The organism is Microbacterium sp. P03 (assembly GCF_043556235.1).
GTDB lineage: Bacteria > Actinomycetota > Actinomycetes > Actinomycetales > Microbacteriaceae > Microbacterium.
In genome coordinates, this window is sequence record NZ_JBIGIM010000001.1 from 1317403 (window position 1) to 1336263 (window position 18861).

At 68.1% G+C, this 18861-nt stretch carries 18 protein-coding genes and 4 tRNA genes; 3 read left to right on the forward strand and 19 right to left on the reverse strand.

The window, feature by feature from the left end:
- Positions 1-24: 24 nt before the first annotated feature.
- From secF to ACFXOO_RS06415, 7 genes are all read right to left on the reverse strand, one after another.
- Positions 25-1017: a protein translocase subunit SecF gene (gene secF / locus ACFXOO_RS06385; protein WP_378839551.1), complete on the reverse strand. Its 993-nt coding sequence runs from the start codon at positions 1015-1017 to the stop codon at positions 25-27.
- Positions 1017-2759, reverse strand: coding sequence for a protein translocase subunit SecD (gene secD, locus ACFXOO_RS06390; protein WP_378850535.1), 1743 nt, complete (start codon positions 2757-2759; stop codon positions 1017-1019). The genes secF and secD overlap by 1 nt, the downstream gene beginning before the upstream one ends.
- A 39-nt stretch (positions 2760-2798) precedes the next feature.
- On the reverse strand, positions 2799-3254 hold the full coding sequence (yajC, locus tag ACFXOO_RS06395; RefSeq protein WP_378839556.1) for a preprotein translocase subunit YajC: 456 nt from the start codon (positions 3252-3254) through the stop codon (positions 2799-2801).
- An 81-nt stretch (positions 3255-3335) separates the two neighbouring features.
- A complete protein-coding gene (gene ruvB, locus ACFXOO_RS06400) occupies positions 3336-4367 on the reverse strand; it encodes a Holliday junction branch migration DNA helicase RuvB (protein WP_378839558.1) in 1032 nt (343 codons plus the stop codon).
- Positions 4360-4980 (reverse strand): Holliday junction branch migration protein RuvA, encoded by a 621-nt coding sequence (gene ruvA, locus ACFXOO_RS06405; protein ID WP_378850532.1) that lies wholly within the window; start codon positions 4978-4980, stop codon positions 4360-4362. The genes ruvB and ruvA overlap by 8 nt, the downstream gene beginning before the upstream one ends.
- 45 nt (positions 4981-5025) lie before the next feature.
- On the reverse strand, positions 5026-5592 hold the full coding sequence (gene ruvC, locus ACFXOO_RS06410) for a crossover junction endodeoxyribonuclease RuvC (RefSeq protein ID WP_378839564.1): 567 nt from the start codon (positions 5590-5592) through the stop codon (positions 5026-5028).
- Positions 5593-5688: 96 nt separating this feature from the next.
- Entirely contained in the window at positions 5689-6447 is a 759-nt protein-coding gene (locus ACFXOO_RS06415) for a YebC/PmpR family DNA-binding transcriptional regulator (RefSeq protein ID WP_378839566.1), read from the reverse strand.
- Positions 6448-6562: 115 nt separating this feature from the next.
- Here ACFXOO_RS06415 and ACFXOO_RS06420 point away from each other — a divergent pair, with 115 nt between their 5' ends.
- On the forward strand, positions 6563-7945 hold the full coding sequence (locus ACFXOO_RS06420) for a pyridoxal phosphate-dependent decarboxylase family protein (RefSeq protein WP_394563066.1): 1383 nt from the start codon (positions 6563-6565) through the stop codon (positions 7943-7945).
- Here the strand turns inward: ACFXOO_RS06420 and ACFXOO_RS06425 are convergent.
- The 3 genes from ACFXOO_RS06425 to pdxS are packed head-to-tail and all read right to left on the reverse strand — an operon-like array spanning position 7929 to position 9989.
- Positions 7929-8462, reverse strand: coding sequence for a DUF1697 domain-containing protein (locus tag ACFXOO_RS06425; protein WP_378850526.1), 534 nt, complete (start codon positions 8460-8462; stop codon positions 7929-7931). The genes ACFXOO_RS06420 and ACFXOO_RS06425 overlap by 17 nt on opposite strands.
- Positions 8463-8466: 4 nt before the next feature.
- The gene (gene pdxT / locus ACFXOO_RS06430; protein ID WP_378850523.1) at positions 8467-9084 is read right to left on the reverse strand and encodes a pyridoxal 5'-phosphate synthase glutaminase subunit PdxT; all 618 of its coding nucleotides are present in this window, start codon (positions 9082-9084) and stop codon (positions 8467-8469) included.
- 11 nt (positions 9085-9095) lie between these two features.
- Positions 9096-9989: a pyridoxal 5'-phosphate synthase lyase subunit PdxS gene (gene pdxS / locus ACFXOO_RS06435; protein WP_378839577.1), complete on the reverse strand. Its 894-nt coding sequence runs from the start codon at positions 9987-9989 to the stop codon at positions 9096-9098.
- A 41-nt stretch (positions 9990-10030) separates the two neighbouring features.
- Between pdxS and pdxY the strand changes: the two genes are divergently transcribed.
- Positions 10031-10882, forward strand: a complete 852-nt coding sequence (pdxY, locus tag ACFXOO_RS06440; protein WP_378839579.1) for a pyridoxal kinase PdxY — start codon at positions 10031-10033, stop codon at positions 10880-10882.
- Positions 10883-10888: 6 nt separating this feature from the next.
- Here the strand turns inward: pdxY and ACFXOO_RS06445 are convergent, their stop codons facing one another.
- The 6 genes from ACFXOO_RS06445 to ACFXOO_RS06470 form a co-directional block, all read right to left on the reverse strand.
- Positions 10889-11461 carry an HIT family protein gene (locus ACFXOO_RS06445; RefSeq protein WP_378839581.1) on the reverse strand — a complete coding sequence of 191 codons (573 nt, stop codon included), beginning with the start codon at positions 11459-11461 and terminating at the stop codon, positions 10889-10891.
- The gene (gene thrS / locus ACFXOO_RS06450) at positions 11461-13389 is read right to left on the reverse strand and encodes a threonine--tRNA ligase (protein ID WP_378839854.1); all 1929 of its coding nucleotides are present in this window, start codon (positions 13387-13389) and stop codon (positions 11461-11463) included. The genes ACFXOO_RS06445 and thrS overlap by 1 nt, the downstream gene beginning before the upstream one ends.
- A 221-nt stretch (positions 13390-13610) precedes the next feature.
- Positions 13611-14912 (reverse strand): low temperature requirement protein A, encoded by a 1302-nt coding sequence (locus ACFXOO_RS06455; RefSeq protein ID WP_378839583.1) that lies wholly within the window; start codon positions 14910-14912, stop codon positions 13611-13613.
- Between the two features lie 171 nt (positions 14913-15083).
- Positions 15084-15158 (reverse strand) — tRNA-Val (locus tag ACFXOO_RS06460).
- A 25-nt stretch (positions 15159-15183) separates the two neighbouring features.
- Positions 15184-15257: transfer RNA gene (locus ACFXOO_RS06465), tRNA-Cys, on the reverse strand.
- Between the two features lie 50 nt (positions 15258-15307).
- A tRNA-Gly gene (locus tag ACFXOO_RS06470) sits at positions 15308-15379 on the reverse strand.
- A 151-nt stretch (positions 15380-15530) separates the two neighbouring features.
- Here ACFXOO_RS06470 and ACFXOO_RS06475 point away from each other — a divergent pair.
- A tRNA-Val gene (locus ACFXOO_RS06475) sits at positions 15531-15603 on the forward strand.
- 40 nt (positions 15604-15643) lie between these two features.
- On the opposite strand, the gene ACFXOO_RS06480 is transcribed toward ACFXOO_RS06475, so the two are convergent.
- From ACFXOO_RS06480 to ACFXOO_RS06490, 3 genes are all read right to left on the reverse strand, one after another.
- A complete protein-coding gene (locus ACFXOO_RS06480; RefSeq protein ID WP_378839585.1) occupies positions 15644-16735 on the reverse strand; it encodes a hypothetical protein in 1092 nt (363 codons plus the stop codon).
- 130 nt (positions 16736-16865) lie between these two features.
- Positions 16866-17414 (reverse strand): type II toxin-antitoxin system PemK/MazF family toxin, encoded by a 549-nt coding sequence (locus tag ACFXOO_RS06485; RefSeq protein WP_394563067.1) that lies wholly within the window; start codon positions 17412-17414, stop codon positions 16866-16868.
- A 97-nt stretch (positions 17415-17511) separates the two neighbouring features.
- Positions 17512-18780 carry an ammonium transporter gene (locus ACFXOO_RS06490; RefSeq protein WP_378839589.1) on the reverse strand — a complete coding sequence of 423 codons (1269 nt, stop codon included), beginning with the start codon at positions 18778-18780 and terminating at the stop codon, positions 17512-17514.
- Positions 18781-18861: the final 81 nt, after the last annotated feature.

An 18861-nucleotide genomic window follows, 5' to 3' on the forward strand; every position in this document is an offset into this window, starting at 1 on the left:
ACGCCCGCGCGGGCAGCGCTCAGATCACGCGGTGGGCACCCCGGCACGCTCCCGAGCGGCCAGCACCTTCGCGTTGCGCGCCTTGATGGCCGGCTCGTTCTCCCGGAACAGCGAGAAGAGCGGTGCCGCGACGAACAGCGTCGAGTAGGCCGCGACGATGATGCCGACGAAGATCGACAGCGAGATGTCGCTGAGGGTCTGCGCCCCGAGCCAGAACGCGCCGATGAAGAGGATCGCCCCGACGGGCAGGATCGCCACCACCGTGGTGTTGATCGATCGGATGAGGGTCTGGTTCACCGCGAGGTTCACGGATTCCCCGAATGTCCGCCCCGAGATCTCGCCGTCCTCCTGCGTGTTCTCGCGCACCTTGTCGAAGACGACCGTCGTGTCGTAGAGCGCGTACGCCAGGATCGTGAGGAATCCGATGACCGCGGCCGGAGAGATCTCGAAGCCGGCCAGCGCATAGACGCCGATGGTGATGACGAGGACGTCGACGAGCCCGAGGATCGCGGCGACCGACATCTTCCACGTGCGGAAGTACAGCGCGAGGATGATGAACGTCAGCGCCAGGAAGATCGCGAGGCCCCAGAGCGACTGTCGCGTCACGTCGTTGCCCCAGCTGGGGCCGATGAAGGAGGCGGTGACCTCGCTGGCCGGGACGCTGTAGGCCTCCGCCAGCGCCGCCGTGACCGCCTGCGTCTCTTCCGGCGTCATCTGGTCGGCCTGCACGCGCACCGCGGTACCGCCCACCGTGGTCACCTTCGTCGCGGCGTTGGGAACCACGGACTGCACGGCTCGGGTGGCCTCGGTCTGGTCTGGGCTGCTCAGCCCGGAGACCGTGAACTGCGAACCGCCGGTGAACTCGATGGAGAACTGCACGGGCCGGAAGAGCGGAACGAGGCACGAGGCGATCACGAGGACCGCCGCGATGATGAACCACAGCCGGCGACGGCCGACGAACGGGAAGGAGGTCTTGCCGGAATACAGGTCGTTTCCGAGCTGGTTCATGGAGCGCATCAGTCGTCGCCCTTCTTGCCGGCGTTGCCGGGGGTTTTCGCGTCGGATGCTCCGGTCGCCGCGAGCTCGGCCTGCTTGCGCTCGGCGATGGTCTGGCGCCGCTCGGCCTCACCGCGCGACTTCGCACTCTTGCGGGCCTTGCCGCCGGGTGCGGACGACGCCGCGATCGGCGCACGGAACTGCGCGCGGCCACGGTAGACCGCGCCCAGTGCCTCCGGGTCGAGACCCGAGAGCTTGTGGCCCTGGCCGAAGAACCTGGTGCGGGCGAGCAGCTGCATGACGGGGTGGGTGAACAGGATGAAGATCAGCACGTCGATGGCGGTGGTCAGACCCAGCGTGAACGCGAAGCCCTTCACCGTGGCATCCGCCAGGATGTACAGCACGATCGCGGCCAGCACGTTGATCGACTTCGAGATGTAGATCGTCCGCCTCGCGCGCGCCCAGCCGTCCTCCACCGCGCTCGTCACCGATTTGCCGTCGCGCAGTTCGTCGCGAATGCGCTCGAAATACACGATGAACGAGTCGGCCGTGAATCCGATCGTGACGATGATGCCCGCGATGCCGGCGAGAGACAGACGGAATCCCATGCGCCAGGCCAGCACGCAGATCATGATGTAGGTCAGGACGCCCATGACGATCAGCGACGCGATGATGACCGAGCCGAGCGCGCGATACACCACGAGCGAGTAGACCGCGACGAGGATCAAGCCGATGAGGCCCGCGATGAAACCGATCTGAAGCTGCTGGGAGCCCAGCGTCGCCGAGATGGTGTCGGAGCTGACGACCTGGAAGCTGAGCGGCAGAGCACCGTACTTGAGCTGGTCGGCGAGAGTCTTGGCCGTCTCCTGGGTGAAGCTCCCGGTGATGCTCGGGTTGCCGTCGAGGATCACACCGTTCATCGACGGCGCGGAGAGCACGCTGCCGTCGAGCACGAACGCGAACTGGTTCAGCGGAGCCGTCTTGCCGTAGAGGCGCTGGCTGATCTCGCCGAAGGTCTGCGTACCGGCGTCGTCGAAGTTCAGGTTGACGGCCCACTGACCGTTCGTCTGCTGCAGACCGAAGGTCGCGTCGTCGATCGCCGTGCCGTCGAGCTCGACGGGACCGAGGATGTACTTGACCGACCCTGTGGTGTCGCACGTGATGAGCGGCTGATCCTTGGGCGCGTTCGCCGCGTCGTTCTCCGCGTTGCTGCAGTCGTATGCGAGGAACTGCGCCTGCAGGGCAGGGGTGATCCAGCTGACGTCGCTGCCGTCCGTCGGCGCGATCGTCGGCGTCGCGGGCAGCGCGGGGTCGGGCGTCGGGTACGGCGTGGAGGCGCCGTCATCGCCGACGAACGACGTGGCGGGTGCGCCCGTGTAGAGCACGGCACGCAGCTGCAGCTGAGCGGATGCCTGGATGCGCTGTCGTGTCTCCTCGTCTGCCTGCCCGGGGATCTGGACGACGATGTTCCTGCCGCCCTCGGTGGTGACATCGGCCTCGCCGACGCCCGACGCATCGACGCGCTGGCGGATGATCGACACCGCCTGCGTCAACTGCTCGTCGGTGGGGTTGGCGCCATCGGTGGTCTGTGCCTGGAGGATGATCTGCGTGCCGCCCTGGAGGTCGAGCGCGAGCTCGGGTGTCCAGGAGCTCTTGCCGAACACGTAGACGCCCAGGGCGTTGACGCCGAACAGGAGCGCGGTGATGACCAGGAGTCCGGTCAGCGCGCGCCAGGCATGACGGACGGGAGTGGAAGTCGCCACGGAAGGTCAGCTTTCTCGGTCGCCCCGAAGGGCGGGGAATCAGGCGCGGGGCTTGGTGTCTGCGTCGGGGTCGACCGGCTTCTCCGCCTTGTCGGCTGCGGCGATGCGCTGGTCGTCACTGAGCGAGGTGATCTCGCCGTCGGCGACGCCGGCGATGTATCCGGCCTCGCTGACCTCCGCCTCGATGAAGTCGTCTTCGGTCACGAAGCCCTCGGTGGGGTTGACGACGCGCAGGATCGCCTGGCTGTGCACCTTGATCTCGACGCCGGGCGCGATCTCGATGACGGCCGGCTGGTCGAGGTTGTCGGGGTCGAACTCGACGATGGTGCCGTAGAGGCCACCCTGCAGGAGCACCTCCGCACCGGGTACGGTCTGACGAGCCTTGGCCTCCTGCTCGACCTTCTGCTTCTGCATGCGTCGACGCGAGCTCCAGAACATGAAGGCCAGGAGCACGACCAGAAGGATGATGAGGCCGTAGTTGGCTAGGAAGTCCATGGAGGTGGGTGCACCTTTCGAGTGCGGCGCACCGGGCGGCGCTGCCGATAAGTAGGGAGGTGAGGCGAAAGCCTTCAGCGATTATAGGTCATCGAGTCTGAGCGCACCCTCGGGGTGGGTGACGCCCAGGTGGGCGTAGGCCTCCGGGGTCGCGACACGTCCGCGGGGCGTGCGTCCGAGGAACCCGATGCGCACCAGGTACGGCTCGACCACCGACTCGATCGTCTCGGACTCCTCGCCGACCGTCACGGCCAGCGTGTTCAGGCCCACGGGACCCCCGCGGAAGCGCCGTACCACGGCGTCGAGAACCGCGCGGTCGAGCCTGTCGAGGCCGATGACGTCGACGTCGTACAGGTCGAGCGCGGCATCGACCGTCGCGAGATCCCCCACGCCGTCGGCCGGGCCGTGCACGATGAGGAAGTCCCGCACCCGCCTCAGCAGACGGTTGGCGATCCGAGGTGTTCCGCGCGAGCGGCGGGCGATCTCCGCACGCGAAGGGTGGGGCAGGTCCACGCCCAGCATCTGAGCCGATCGATCGATCACGCGCTCGAGTTCGGCCGGATCGTAGTACTCCAGGTGCGCGGTGAACCCGAACCGATCGCGGAGGGGATTGGGGAGCAGCCCCGATCGCGTCGTCGCGCCCACCAGCGTGAACGGCGCCAGGTCGAGAGGGATGCTCGTGGCACCGGCTCCCTTGCCCACCATGATGTCGATGCGGAAGTCCTCCATGGCGAGGTAGAGCATCTCTTCCGCGGAACGCGCCATGCGGTGGATCTCATCGATGAACAGCACCTCGCCGGGCGTGAGGCTGGACAGCAGCGCGGCGAGGTCGCCGGCGTGCTGGATCGCCGGACCGCTCGACATGCGCAGGGGCCGACCGCTCTCGTGCGCGACGATCATCGCAAGGGTGGTCTTGCCGAGCCCGGGCGGGCCGGAGAGGAGGATGTGGTCAGGAGAACGCTGCTGGATGCGCGCCGCATCCAGCAGCAGCTGCAGCTGACCCCGCACCTTCTGCTGGCCGACGAATTCCGCCAACGACGTCGGGCGCAGCGCGCCCTCGATCGCGAGCTCGGTGTCGTCACGGGCGTCGTCGAGGTCTCTCAGGTCATCCACGCGCGGGCTCCTTGCGAGCAGGGCCGAGCACCGCGAGCGTCAGCCGCAGCACGGTCGGCACGGAGGTGCGCTCGATCGCCGTGGCCTCCTCGAGGACTCCGACCACGGCCTCCGCGGCGATCCGCTCGGACCAGCCGAGGCCGATGAGGGCCTGAGTGACTTGCGCGGTGAGCGCGGGCGCGGCATCCGGCCGGTCTGTCGTCGCGGTCCGCGCGGGGACGAGCTTGCCGGCCAACTGCACGGCGATCAGCTTCGCCGTCTTGGGGCCGATCCCCGACACCCTGCGGAACGGTGCGTCGTCGTCGGCGTCGACGGCCTCGGCGATCTGGGTCACCGTCAGGGAGGAGAGCACTCCCAGCGCCGACTTCGGGCCGACTCCGGTCACTCCCAGCAGCTGCGTGAAGACGACGAGCTCGTCGCGCGATCCGAAGCCGAAGAGGGAGAGCGCGTCCTCCCGCACGATCAGATGGGTGTGCAGGTGCACATCGTCGCCGACATGCGTCGCATGGGCCACCTGCGACGTCACGGCGACAGCAAGGCCGACTCCCCCGATCTCGATGATGATCGACTCCGGTTCGACGTGGGCGGCACGGCCGCGCAGCGAGGAGATCATGCCCTCAGCCTATGTTCAGCTCGGATATTTGTTCGAGCGACACGCTCACCGCCGACTGAGCCGCTCGGCGTCCGCCCATGCGCGCTGCGCCGGGGTCAGCGCCGCGGATCGATCGGCTGCGACGGGTCCGCCACGCCACGCGTGGCACAGCGCGATGGCGAGGGCGTCGGCGGCGTCCGCGGGCTGCGGCAGCTCCTCGAGCCGCAGCACCCGGGCGACCATGGCCTGCACCTGCCGCTTGTCCGCCGACCCGTACCCGGTGATCGCGGCCTTGACCTCGGTCGGGGTGTGGAGGGCGGCCGGTAGACCGCGTTCGCCGGCGAGCAGCAGGGCGATGCCGCTGGCTTGCGCGGTGCCCATCACGCTATGGCGGTTCTGCTGCGCGAACACCCGCTCGACGGCGACGACGGCCGGCCGGTGCTCGTCGAGCACCGCACGGATACCGCGTGCGATGGCGGCGAGACGCACCTCGATCGGATCGCCCGGTGCCGACCGGACCACGCCCACGTGGACGAGCGTCGCCGATCTGTCTCGAGCGACGTCGACCACGCCCACGCCGCACCGCGTCAGCCCGGGGTCGATGCCGAGGACGCGGAGAGGAGCGGATGCCACGTCCCCACGCTACGTCCCGCACGGGCGGCGACGCTTCAGGCGCACCGCACCCGGCAGCGGCACGACCTTGGTGACGCGCGGGCCGCAGCGTGCCGGCTACTCGTCGTTCTCGAGCTCCGCCTGCACATCGGCGGTCAGATCGAAGTTGCTGAAGACGTTCTGCACGTCGTCGCTGTCTTCGAGGGCGTCGATCAGCCGAAAGACCTTCCGTGCGGTGTCGGCGTCGATCTCCACCTTCAGGGTGGGCACGAACTCGACGTCCGCTGATTCGTAATCTATTCCGGCGTCCTGCAGCGCCGAGCGCACTTTGACGACGTCCTGCGCTTCGGTGATGACCTCGAAGCCGTCCGCGTGATCGGCGACCTCCTCCGCGCCGGCGTCCAGCACGGCGAGCATCACGTCGTCTTCGGTGGTGCCTTCGCCGCCCACGACGATGACTCCCTTGCGGTGGAAGTTGTACGCGACGCTGCCGGGGTCGGCCATGGTGCCGCCGTTGCGGGTCATCGCCGTGCGGACTTCTGCGGCCGCCCGGTTCTTGTTGTCGGTGAGGCACTCGATCAGCAGTGCGACGCCGTTGGGCCCGTAGCCTTCATAGAGGATCGTGGCGTAGTCGACGGACTCACCGCTGAGCCCCGCGCCGCGTTTGACGGCGCGATCGATGTTGTCGTTGGGGACCGAGGTCTTCTTGGCCTTCTGGATCGCGTCGACGAGCGTGGGGTTGCCGGAGAGGTCGGCGCCGCCCATCTTGGCCGCGACCTCGATGTTCTTGATGAGTTTGGCGAACGACTTCGCGCGGCGGGAGTCGATGACCGCCTTCTTGTGCTTCGTCGTCGCCCACTTGGAATGACCGCTCACAGCGCTCCTCTCGAAAGACCATCGTCGAGTCTACCCGTGGCCTCTCCCCGAATCGGCGGCGCGACCCGCAGGCGGTGCCTTGTATCACCGAGGGGGGCGGAGAACACTCCTGGGTATGGATGAAAGAGAACGCGCCCTGTCTGCCGCCCACCGCGGCGCCACCGACTTCCTGGATTCGCTGAGCACCCGGCCGGTGTGGCCTCGCGCGTCCCTGGACGACATGCTCAAAGTCTTCGGAGGGCCGCTCCCGGAGCAGGGGCAGGATGCCGCCACCGTGGTCGCCGAGCTCGCCGAGCGCGCCGACCCCGGCCTCGTGGCCATCCCCGGGCCGCGGTTCTTCGGGTTCGTGATCGGCGGCACGCTTCCCGCAGCGCTGGGAGCGGACTGGCTGGTCTCGGCCTGGGACCAGAACGCGGGCTCGAGCTCGATGACCACGGCGACCGTGGCGGTGGAGAGGGTCGCCGGACAGTGGATCTGCGACCTCCTCGGATTGCCGGCGCAGGCCTCCGTGGGCTTCGTCACGGGGGCGCAGATGTCGAACTTCGTGTGTCTCGCCGTCGCGCAGCACGCAGTGCTGCGCCGGGCGGGGTGGGATCTCGTGCGGCAGGGGCTGCGGGGCGCGCCGCGCGTGCAGCTCGTCGTGGGGGCGGATCGCCACGGATCGATCGACCGAGCGGCACGTTTCTGCGGGGTCGGCGCCGACGAACTCGTCACCGTCGCCTCCGACGATCAGGGGCGGATGATCCCGAAGGCCCTGGCGGCGGCGCTCGCAGACGGCCCGGAGATCCCTACGATCGTCTGCCTGCAGGCGGGTGAGGTGCACACCGGCGCCTTCGACGACTTCGCCGAGCTGATACCGATCGCCCGCCGCCACGGTGCGTGGGTGCACGTCGACGGCGCGTTCGGGTTGTGGGCGGCGGCGTCGCCCGGGCTGCAGTCGCTCACGGCGGGTGTCGGCGAGGCGGATTCCTGGACGACCGACGCCCACAAGACCCTCAACGTGCCCTACGACTGCGGGATGGCGATCGTCCGCGATCCCGCCGACTCCATCGCCATGTTCCGCACGGGCGGGGACTACCTGATGTACGCGAGCCTCGATCCGTGGGACGTGACGCCCGAGCTCTCCCGGCGCGGGCGGGGCGTGCCGACGTGGGCGGCGCTGCGCAGCCTCGGGCGCCGAGGGGTGGGGGATCTCGTCGACCGCCTGCACGCGAACGCGCGGCTCCTGGCCGCGCGGCTTCGCGACGTGCCGGGCGTGACGGTGGTGGATGACCCGCCCTACACCCAGGTGCTCTTCCATCTCGCCGACGACGCGGCGACCCGCGCCCTCGGCGCGGCGATCCTCGCCGACGGCACGGCGGCGCTGACCGGCGCCGAGTGGCGGGGTCGGGCGGTGCTCCGCTGCTCGATGTCGTCGTGGGCGACCACCGACGCCGACATCGCCCTGACCATCGGCGCCATCGCCCGACTGACCGGCGAGATCACTCCACGATCTTGATCAGCGTGCGCAGGTTCCGATTGGTCGTCGTCGCCTTGTAGCGGCTGCGGGCGAGGATCCGCGAGAACGGCGTGTCGACGGTGGTCCCCTTCACGGGGTGCCAGTAGAGGACGCCGTCGCCCGAACCGACGGGGTCGACGGCGGGATCAGCGGACGCCGCGGCTTCCGTGATCTCGTCCTGCACTGTCTGCTCGGAGCAGAAGATGACATAGGGGTGGCGGGTCGGATCCTGCGCGTCGAACGGGAATCCGGCGATGGCCGCCTCGAGCTCCACTTTCGTGACGATAATGATCCACGCCTCGTACCTGAAGCGGTCGCGCAAAGCCCTTTCGATGCTCGCCTTGAGCTGCGAGCGGGCGGATGCCGCGGCATCCGTCTCGAATCTCGCGTTGCCGCTCGCCAGGAAGGTCTTCACCTCGGCGAGGCCCAGGCCGCGCAGCATCGTGGCCAGGTCGGCGCTGCGGACCGTGATGCCGCCGACGTTCACTCCGCGCAGAAGCGCCACCCAGGTCGTCATGCCCTCACGGTAGTGCGCGTCGTGCGCCTCGAGGATCGAAGACCTGCTCGAGGAACAGCCGGTGGAAACGACGCTCCCCCGTCATCTCGGGGTGGAAGGACGTACCCATGATCGCCCCGGACCGGACGGCGACCACCCGGCCGTCGTCGAGGTGCGCCAGGGATTCGACGCCGTCCCCCACCCGGTCCACGAGCGGAGCCCGGATGAATGCGGCGTGCACGGCCGGCGATCCGAGCACGGGGACGTCGAGATCGGTCTCGAAGGAGTCGATCTGGCTGCCGAAGGCGTTCCTGCGCACCGTCACGTCAAGTCCGCCGAACGTCTGCTGCCCGGCGATGCCGTCCGTGATGGCGTCAGCGAGCAGGATCAGCCCCGCGCAGGTGCCGAACACGGGCATGCCCCCGGCGATGGCCTCTCGGACCGGCTCGCGCATGCCGAAGGCTCGCGAGAGCTTGTCGATCACGCTGGATTCGCCGCCCGGCAGCACGAGCCCGTCGACAGCGGCCAGTTCTCCGGGGCGGCGGACGAGGGAAACCTCGGCGCCGAGCTCGGTGAGCACACGGGCGTGCTCGCGGACGTCGCCCTGCAGAGCGAGCACGCCCACGCGGGCGGCGGAGGCCACGCGTCGCTGCTCTACCAGCCGCGCTCGGACAGACGGTGCGGCGCGGGCAGGTCCTTGACGTTGATCCCCACCATCGCCTCGCCCAGTCCCCGCGAGACATCTGCGACGATCTTCGCATCGTCGAAGAAGGTGGTGGCCTTCACGATCGCCGCCGCGCGCTGCGCCGGATTGCCCGACTTGAAGATGCCCGAGCCGACGAAGACCCCGTCGGCGCCGAGCTGCATCATCATCGCGGCATCCGCCGGTGTCGCCACGCCGCCGGCGACGAAGAGCACGACGGGCAGAGACCCGGTCTCGGCGACCTCGACGACGAGGTCATACGGGGCCTGGAGCTCCTTCGCGGCCACGTAGAGCTCGTCCTTCGTCATCGACCGGAGGACGTTGATCTCGCTTTTGATCTTGCGGATGTGCTTGGTCGCCTCGGAGACGTCGCCGGTACCGGCCTCGCCCTTGGAACGGATCATCGCGGCGCCCTCGTTGATACGACGCAGGGCCTCGCCGAGGTTCGTCGCGCCGCAGACGAAGGGCACCGTGAAGCCCCACTTGTCGATGTGGTTGACGTAGTCGGCAGGCGAGAGCACTTCGGATTCGTCGATGTAGTCGACGCCCAGCTCCTGCAGGACCTGCGCTTCGACGAAGTGACCGATGCGGGCCTTCGCCATCACCGGAATCGACACGGCCGCGATGATGCCGTCGATCATGTCGGGGTCGCTCATGCGCGACACGCCGCCCTCGGCGCGGATGTCGGCCGGTACGCGCTCGAGCGCCATCACGGCGACAGCACCGGCGTCTTCGGCGATCCTGGCCTGGTCGGCCGTGACGACGTCCATGATGACGCCGCCCTTGAGCATCTCGGCGAGACCGCGCTTGACGCGGCTCGATCCTGTCTGGGGAGTTTCGGGCATGACGAGAATCGTAGCCCGCCCGCCGGTGGGAAGATCGATGGGTGAAGATCCTCTCCATCCAGTCGGCCGTGGCATACGGCCACGTCGGCAATTCAGCCGCGGTGTTCCCCCTTCAGCGCATCGGCGTGGAGGTGCTCCCCGTCAATACGGTGAATTTCTCCAACCACACCGGGTACGGGCAGTGGCGCGGCCCCCTCATCGCTCCCGACGACGTCCGCGACGTCATCACCGGCATCGAGGAGCGCGGTGTCTTCCCCGAAATCGACGCCGTGCTGTCGGGCTATCAGGGCGGCGAGGGCATCGGGGACGTCATCCTCGATGCGGTCGCGCGCGTGAAGGCGGCCAACCCGTCGGCCGTGTACGCGTGCGACCCCGTGATGGGCAACGCGAAGTCCGGATGCTTCGTGGCACCGGCGATCCCCGAGCTGCTGCGCGAGCGCGTGGTGCCGGCGGCCGACATCATCACGCCGAACCAGTTCGAGCTGGGATACCTGACCCGCACCGACCCCGACACGCTCGAGTCGACGCTGGAGTCGGTCGAGCTCGCCCGCGCGATGGGCCCTCGAACCGTGCTCGTCACGAGTGTCGAGCGGCCGGATCGGCCGGCGGACACGATCGAGATGCTGGTCGTCGACGACGCCGGCGCCTGGATCGTGCAGACTCCGCTCCTGCCCATGAAGGCGAACGGCTCGGGCGACGTCACGGCCGCTCTGTTCACCGCGCATCTCGGGCGCACCGGCGATGCCGCCGACGCGCTCGCCCGTACCGTGTCCAGCGTGTTCGATCTTCTCGAGCACACCCACCGCTCGGGAGAGCGGGAACTCCAGTTGGTGGAGGCGCAGGAGTTCTATGCCCATCCGCGCATGCAGTTCGGGGTCACCCAGGTGCGCTGAGCGTCCTCACGCCGGCCAGGCCGCAGCGATCGTCTCGCGCACCTCGCCGAGCAGCTGTGGCAGCGCTTTGGTCTTGGCGATGATCGGGAAGAAGTTGGCGTCCGACGACCACCGGGGCACGACATGCTGGTGAAGGTGCGCGTCGACACCGGCTCCCGCGACCGCGCCCTGATTCATGCCGATGTTGAAGCCGTCGCATCGTGACACGGCACGCAACACCCGCATCGCGGTCTGCGTCATCGCGCCGATCTCGGCGACCTCCTCCTCGCTCGCCTCGTCGTAGAGCCCGATATGGCGGTAGGGGCACACCAGCAGGTGACCGGAGTTGTAGGGGAACAGGTTGAGCAGCGCGTAGCTCGTCTTCCCCCGCGCGACGATCAGCCCCTGCTCATCGGGGAGATCCGGCGCCGCACAGAAGGGGCAGGTCTCGCGGAGCGGTTCAGGACCCGCCTGGATGTAGACCATCCGGTGCGGCGTCCACAGTCGCTGGAACTCGTCGGGCACGCCGACCAGACCTGATGCAGCCGCCGACGGCACGTCGCCGTCGTGGTGCGCTGCGTCGTCGGCGGGAGCCGTCATCACTCGAAGTCCGCCGCGGTGTTGACGAGGACCCGGCCCGAGATGGCGTCTGTGATCCGGCGGATGGCGTCGTCGACGGGCACACCGTTCGTCTGCGTCCCGTCGCGGAACCGGAACGAGACCGTGCCGCCGTCCCTGTCCTGCTCCCCCACGATGAGCTGGAGGGGGACCTTCTGTGTCGTGTGGGTGCGGATCTTCTTCTGCATCCGGTCGTCGCTGTGATCGACCTCGGCGCGCACACCGCCGGCTCGCAGGCGGTGGATGATGTCGTCGAGGTAATCCACGTACTGCTCGGCCACCGGGATGCCGATGACCTGCAGCGGTGAGAGCCAGATCGGGAACGCCCCGGCGTAGTGCTCGAGCAGGATCGCGAAGAACCTCTCGATCGAGCCGAAGAGTGCGCGATGGATCATGACCGGACGATGCTTCGCGCCGTCGGGCCCGGTGTACTCGAGTTCGAACCGCTCCGGCTGGTTGAAATCGAGCTGGATCGTCGACATCTGCCACGTCCGGCCGATGGCGTCGCGCGCCTGCACCGAGATCTTGGGCCCGTAGAACGCCGCCCCACCGGGGTCGGGAACGAGTTCGAGACCGGATGCCTCGGCCACCTGGCGCAACGTCTCGGTCGCATCCGCCCACAGATCGTCGGACCCCAGGAACTTCGGGTTGCCCTCCTCCTTGGTGGAGAGCTCGAGGTAGAAGTCGTCGAGTCCGTAATCGCGCAGCACCTGCAGCACGAACTCCAGGTTGCGGGTGAGCTCTTCGCGCACCTGATCCTGCGCGACATAGATGTGCGCATCGTCCTGGGTCATACCGCGGACGCGGGTCAGACCCGACAGGGTGCCGCTCTTCTCGTAGCGGTACACCGTCCCGAACTCGGCGAGCCGCAGCGGAAGCTCGCGGTAGCTGCGACCGCGTGACCGGAAGATCAGGTTGTGGAACGGGCAGTTCATCGGCTTGAGGTAGTACTCCTGCCCCTGGCGCGACACGTTGCCGTCGGCGTCCACGACCTCGTCGAGCTGCATCGGCGGGTACATGCCGTCGGCGTACCACTGCAGGTGACCGCTCGTCATGAACAGGTCGGCTTTGGTGATGTGCGGCGAGTTGACCATCTCGTACCCGTTCGCGAGGAGCCGCTCGCGCATGTAGCGCTCGATCTCGTAGCGGATCATCCCCCCCTTGGGGTGGAAGACCGCGAGCCCCGGACCGATCTCGTCGGGGAACGAGAAGAGATCGAGCTCCGCGCCGAGCTTCCGGTGGTCGCGACGCGCCGCTTCGGCGAGGCGCTCCTGGTGGGCGCGCAGCTCGTCCTTCGTGGGCCAGGCCGTTCCGTAGATGCGCTGCAGCTGAGGGTTCTTCTCGCTCCCGCGCCAGTACGCGGCAGCCACACGGGTGAGGTCCCAGCCGTTGCCGATCATGCGCGTGTTCGGCAGGTGCGGGCCGCGGCACAGGTCCTTCCAGACCGTCTCTCCGTCGCGGTTGACGTTGTCGTAGATCGTGAGCTCGCCCGCTCCCACCTCGACCGAGGCGCCTTCGGTGGCGTCGGCTCCTGGTCCTTTCAGCCCGATCAGCTCGAGCTTGAACGGCTCGGCGGCGAGCTCGGTGCGTGCTTCGTCCTCGCTGACCACCCGACGGACGAAGCGCTGGCCCTCGCGGATGATCCGCTGCATCTCCTTGTCGACGGCCTTCACGTCCTCGGGAGTGAACGGCACATCCACACCGAAGTCGTAGTAGAAGCCGTCGGTGATGGGCGGGCCGATACCGAGGTTCGCCTGCGGATTGATGCGCTGCACCGCCTGGGCGAGCACATGGGCCGCAGAGTGCCGCAGGATGTTCAGCCCGTCGGGGCTGTCGATCGTCACCGGCTCGACGGTGTCGGCTTCGGTCACCTCGGACGCGAGGTCGGTCAGTTCGCCGTTGACGCGCATGGCCACGACGGAACGATCGGTGAACAGTGAAAAGCCGTCAGACACGAGAGATCTCTCCAGAAGAAGGGGGAACGCGGTCACTCAGCATCGGGCGCGCGCGGCGCCCCGCCCGCTCAAGCGGTCGGAGTTCGCGTCGTCGGGGTCGACAGGACGCGCTGCGACTGGTCCATGCGCCCAGTCTACGGTGACGACGGATGCCGCGCCGAGTCCGCCGCCGCACCTCAGCGGTGATCGCCGAGGACAGAATCCAGCTGCGTCTGCAGCATCCGCCACGCTCCGCCCTCGTACGCCAGGATCAGCACGACGGGAGCAGCGAGCACGAGCAGGACGCACGCCCACAGATCCACGCCGAGCGCGGCCGCGCCGATCGCTGCCGCCGGCAGCAGCAGGGTGATGAACTGCAGACCAGCTGTGCGCGGCAGCGAGGACAAGAGCCAGGCGTGAAGCAGGAGGATTGCGACGAGGAAGATCAGGACGGGGACGGCGATCGCCACGACCGCGGTCATCGTCGACACGTGATAGTGCTCGTCGTAGACGTAGCCGATCACGTGCAGGCCGGTCCCGACCGCGGCGATGGACGCGAAGACCAGGATGTGACCGTAGCCCCACGGGAACGCCCGGTCGCGGCGGAGCGCGAGTACGGGCCCGGCAGGGACCAGGAAATAGAGCCACCACAAGGCGAACGACAGCGCGACGCCGGCTCCGATGATGACGACGGTGGAAACGCCCCACCCCTCCGCCGCCGAAATGCCCTGTGCGGCGGCGAGCGTACCCAGCACGGTCTCGCCGAGGGCGACGATCGTGAGCAGCGAGTACCGTTCGGCGATGTGGAGCGGATGCCACGGGGTCGACCCGCCGCCGCTGCGCACACCGCGCCGTTCGGCGACGACGGGGCCGAGCAGTTCGATCGACCACAGGAGGATCGCGGCGAAGGATGCCTGAAGCAGATCGAACGGAAGGATCGCGACGGCGATCCACCCGACCTGAGCGACGGAGACGAACACCGCGTACGTCAGCGCGGCCGACCGGTAGACCGGATCGCTCGCTGCGACGCGCAGCCACTGCGCCACCATGGCGACACGCATCACGACATAGCCCGCCACCACGACGCGATTGTCGATCGCCTGTCCCTCTTCGATCGAGGCGAAGAGGGCGGGGATGCCGATCGCCAGGACGATGACCCCGGTCATCTGCACCATCGTCACCACGCGGAACAGCCAGTCATCGGTGTCGAAGGCCGAAGCGAACCAGGAGAAGTTGATCCACGCCCACACGATGGAGCCCATCGCGAACATGAACGCCACCAAGCCCGATTGCCAGTGCCCCTCGGCGATCGCGTGGGCGAATTCGTTCCCGGCGACGCCGAAGGCCGCGACGAACGTCAAGTCGAAGAGCAGCTCGAGCGGCGTCGCGGGGCGATGGGAGCCCGCCGTCGAACGTCCGCGCATGCGCGTGAGGGCGTGCCGGTAATAGCCCATTCGCTCGGCCGCCCCCGGGTGACCGTCGACTTCGTGCCCTGCCACAGTGCCTCCTGGTGTGATGCGCGATTGCCGACATCCTCGCATCCTGGGCACCGTGGTGTGCGCCACCGTCGGGCGCATCCGTCCATCCGCAGATGAGCCTTCGTCCGACCTCAGCGACATCGAGCGAGCCGCCTCGGGCAAGAAAAAACCCCGGCGAGCCGGGGTTTTTCGTGGTGCGCGATACTGGGATCGAACCAGTGACCTCTTCCGTGTCAGGGAAGCGCGCTACCGCTGCGCCAATCGCGCCTCTTCAGGCTGTTCAGTTGGAGAGTGGAGGTGGCGACGGGATTCGAACCCGTGTAAACGGCTTTGCAGGCCGGTGCCTAGCCGCTCGGCCACGCCACCACAGGGTTTCCCCACATGCCAGGCTCCCCGGAAAGGGAGTCCTGCACTCGAGCGGATGACGAGATTCGAACTCGCGACCCTAACCTTGGCAAGGTTATGCGCTACCACTGCGCCACATCCGCATCGCACCCGGATCGTTCCGGGCACTCGCATGACTTTACCTGATCCTCAGCCCGGTTCCAAACCAGGCTGGACCCCGCGTGTCACCCGCGGATGCGGTTCTCGGCGGGCGCCGGCATCCGGTAACATGATCAATCGGCCCCAGGGCCAGCGGGGCGATTGGCGCAGTTGGTAGCGCGCTTCCTTCACACGGAAGAGGTCGTCGGTTCGAGTCCGGCATCGCCCACCCTCACCCCCCCACGCCGTCAGGTGGTCGCTTCAGACCATCACGGCGCCACACCTTCCGCGGGTACTCGGAAGTTGTCGCCCTCGTACGACCAGAAGTTCGGCCAGAGCGCGATGACCCGATCCCTCTCCGCGGCGCTCGCGGTGTAGAAATGGTGCCGCGCCGTCGGACTCCAGAAGCGGGCGACCGGCACCGTCCCGGGTTGCGTCGAGGTCGCCGGGTACACGAAGTACGCCACGCCTTCATAGCTCCACACATCGGGCCAGGTGCTGATCACCCGATCCCGCTCGCCGGCATCCGCGGTGAAGAAGTGCCCGTTGTACTGCGCGCTCCAGAACCGGTAGAGCGCCACGGTTCCGGGCGCCTGCTTCCGGAACGCCGTGTACCGCTGACCCTCATAGGACCAGATGTCGGGCCATCGCGCGGCCACATTGTCGCGCTCTGCGGCGTCGGCCGTATAGAAGTGACCCTGGTAGACCGGACTCCAGAACCGGTAGACCGGGATCGGCGAGGCCGGGGCGGTCGAGGGTTCGACATCGGCTCCGCGATACTCGACGTGCAGGTGGTCGCAGGAGTCGTTGAACCTCGTCCAGCCCGAAGGAACGGTCAGGTTCTGTCCGCAGTTCAGCTGCCCCACACCGGCGGGGGTCGGCAGCACGCTCGTCAATGAGCGCACGAACGCGACGTCCTGGCGCGTGGCGCCGGTGGAGGCCACGCCGTTCACGCGGATGATGTCCACCGCGTGTCCGCCGCCGTTGACGATGTGGAACTGCCACCAGGCCGTCGGCTCGCTGCCTTCGCACCATCTGTTCAACGAGACGATCCTGATCGAGAAGCTCTGGTCGACCACGACCCGCTTCAACGCGTCGAGGAGGACGTCGTTGATGTTGCAGGCACGATTCGTGCGCGGGTTGGTGTATTCGTACCCATTGGCGTAGGCCTGGATCTGCGACTGCGCCGACGACGTGCCGAAACTCAGCCGCCCGCTGTCGAGCATCGCCCTGGCGTTCGCTTGGGCGGACGGTGCCACAGAAGCGGCGCGCGCAGGCGAGGCGTGTGCGACGAGCATCCCCACGAGGAGGAGACAGGCGGCGAGCAGCGCGACGGTGCGAGATCGGACGGCGTGCTTCATGCGACAGCTTTCTGATGGGGACGAGGCACCCTGGGGACCGATGACGCGAAGTGTCGATGGGCGTGAGGCTGTCTCTCCAACTTACTGATCGGCTCACCCTGCGGTATGTAGGCCGTTCAGTGGACACCGCTCAGGTGCCGACCGCCCAGCCGTACCGCCTGTGCAGAGCATCGGCCACGTGCATGAACCGCTCGAGATCAAGAGCGGATGCCTCGCGCCGCATACCCCCGGTGTGCACGCTGTAGACCTGTTCGACGTCGACCCATGAGGGCCTCCCCTGGCTGTCCCACGACCCCGTGCCGATCGAGAGGAAATCGCGGTCGGCCTCGTGCGGCTTGCTCGTGAGCCGGACGGCGTATACCCGGTCGGCCGATTGACGTCCGATGACGAGGACCGGACGGTCCTTGCCACGGCCGTCGTTCTCGTCGTACGGCACCCACGTCCAGATGACCTCGCCTGCGTCGGGCTGGCCGTCCCGGGACGGGGCGTAGGAGATGCGCAGACCCGTCTTCGCCGGCGGGACGACCTCTCGCGTCGCGAGCGCCTGTGCGGTGTCCGCGGGCACCGGAGGCCGTCCGGGGCCCGAGGACCTGCGTGCGCCCGCGGGCGCAGCATCCGCTCGCTTCGCAGGTGCCGTGCCGAACAGACGCGAGAGGAAGGAGCGCACGGGGTGGGTCATTCCGTCACCCTATCGATCGCGCCCCCGTGCGCGACGATCCTCGGAACCGCCGATGGGCGCCGCGGAGAGTCCACGGCGCCCATCGTCATACGAGGTGTCAGGAGCGCGCGTCGCTGAGGACGTAGCCCTCCTCGCCGTGGACGACGGTGTCGATCCCGGCGATCTCGTCTTCGTTCTTGACGCGGAACCCGATGGTCTTCTCGATGACCCAGCCGATGGCGAAGGCGAGGACGAACGAGTAGATCAGCACCGAGAAGGCCGCGATGGCCTGCACGAGCAGCTGGCGGGCATCGCCGCCGAGGAACAGGCCGGTGCCGTTGGCGAAGAAGCCGAGGTACAGGGTGCCGATGAGGCCACCGACGAGGTGGATGCCCACGACGTCGAGCGAGTCGTCGAAACCGAGCTTCCACTTCAGCTCCACCGCGAGTGCGCACACCGCGCCGGCGACGACTCCGAGCACGATCGCCCAGATCGGCGTGAGCGACCCGCACGCGGGCGTGATGGCGACCAGACCGGCGACGGCGCCGGACGCAGCGCCGACCGAGGTGGGCTTGCCGTCCTTGAGCTTCTCGACGAGCAGCCATGCCAGCAGCGCCGCAGCGGGAGCGGCGATGGTGTTCACGAACGCAATCGCGGCCGTGTTGTCCGCAGCAAGCTCGGAGCCGGCGTTGAACCCGAACCAGCCGAACCACAGGAGGCCCGCGCCCAGCAGGACGAACGGCGGGTTGTGCGGGACGGCGATGCCCTTCTGGAAACCGACGCGCTTTCCGAGAACGAGCGCGAGCGCGAGCGCTGCCGCACCGGCGTTGATGTGCACCGCGGTACCGCCGGCGAAGTCGATCGCACCCACCCCGATCCACTCCTGGAGGCCATAGGTGATCCATCCGCCGTAGGCGAAGCTGCCGTCGTCGGCGAGGCCGAAGTTGAAGACCCAGCTCGCCACCGGGAAGTACACGACGGTCGCCCACACGGCCGCGAAGATCATCCACGAGCCGAACTTGGCACGGTCGGCGATGGCGCCCGACACCAGCGCGACGGTGATGATCGCGAAGGTCGCCTGGAACGCGACGAAGGCCAGCGGCGGGTACGCGGCGCCCTCCGGCGTCTCGAGAAGGCTTTCGAGCCCGATGGCGCTCCAGTCGATCGACCAGGGTGCGCCGAGGCCGTCAGCCGAGGGGAAGGCGATCGCGTAGCCGTAGACGACCCAGAGGACGCCGATCAGACCGATCGCGCCGAAGCTCATCATCATCATGCTGATGACGCTCTTCGCCTTGACCAGGCCGCCGTAGAAGAATGCCAGGCCGGGGGTCATGAGCAGCACGAGCGCCGCGGCTAGCAGGATGAATGCGGTGTTGCCTTGATCCATCTCAGGTGGAACCTCTCTGCAGGGACGCAGGAAAACGCGTCGGGTGCCCCCAGTCTGCTTTCAGCGGGTTTCCGCGACCGT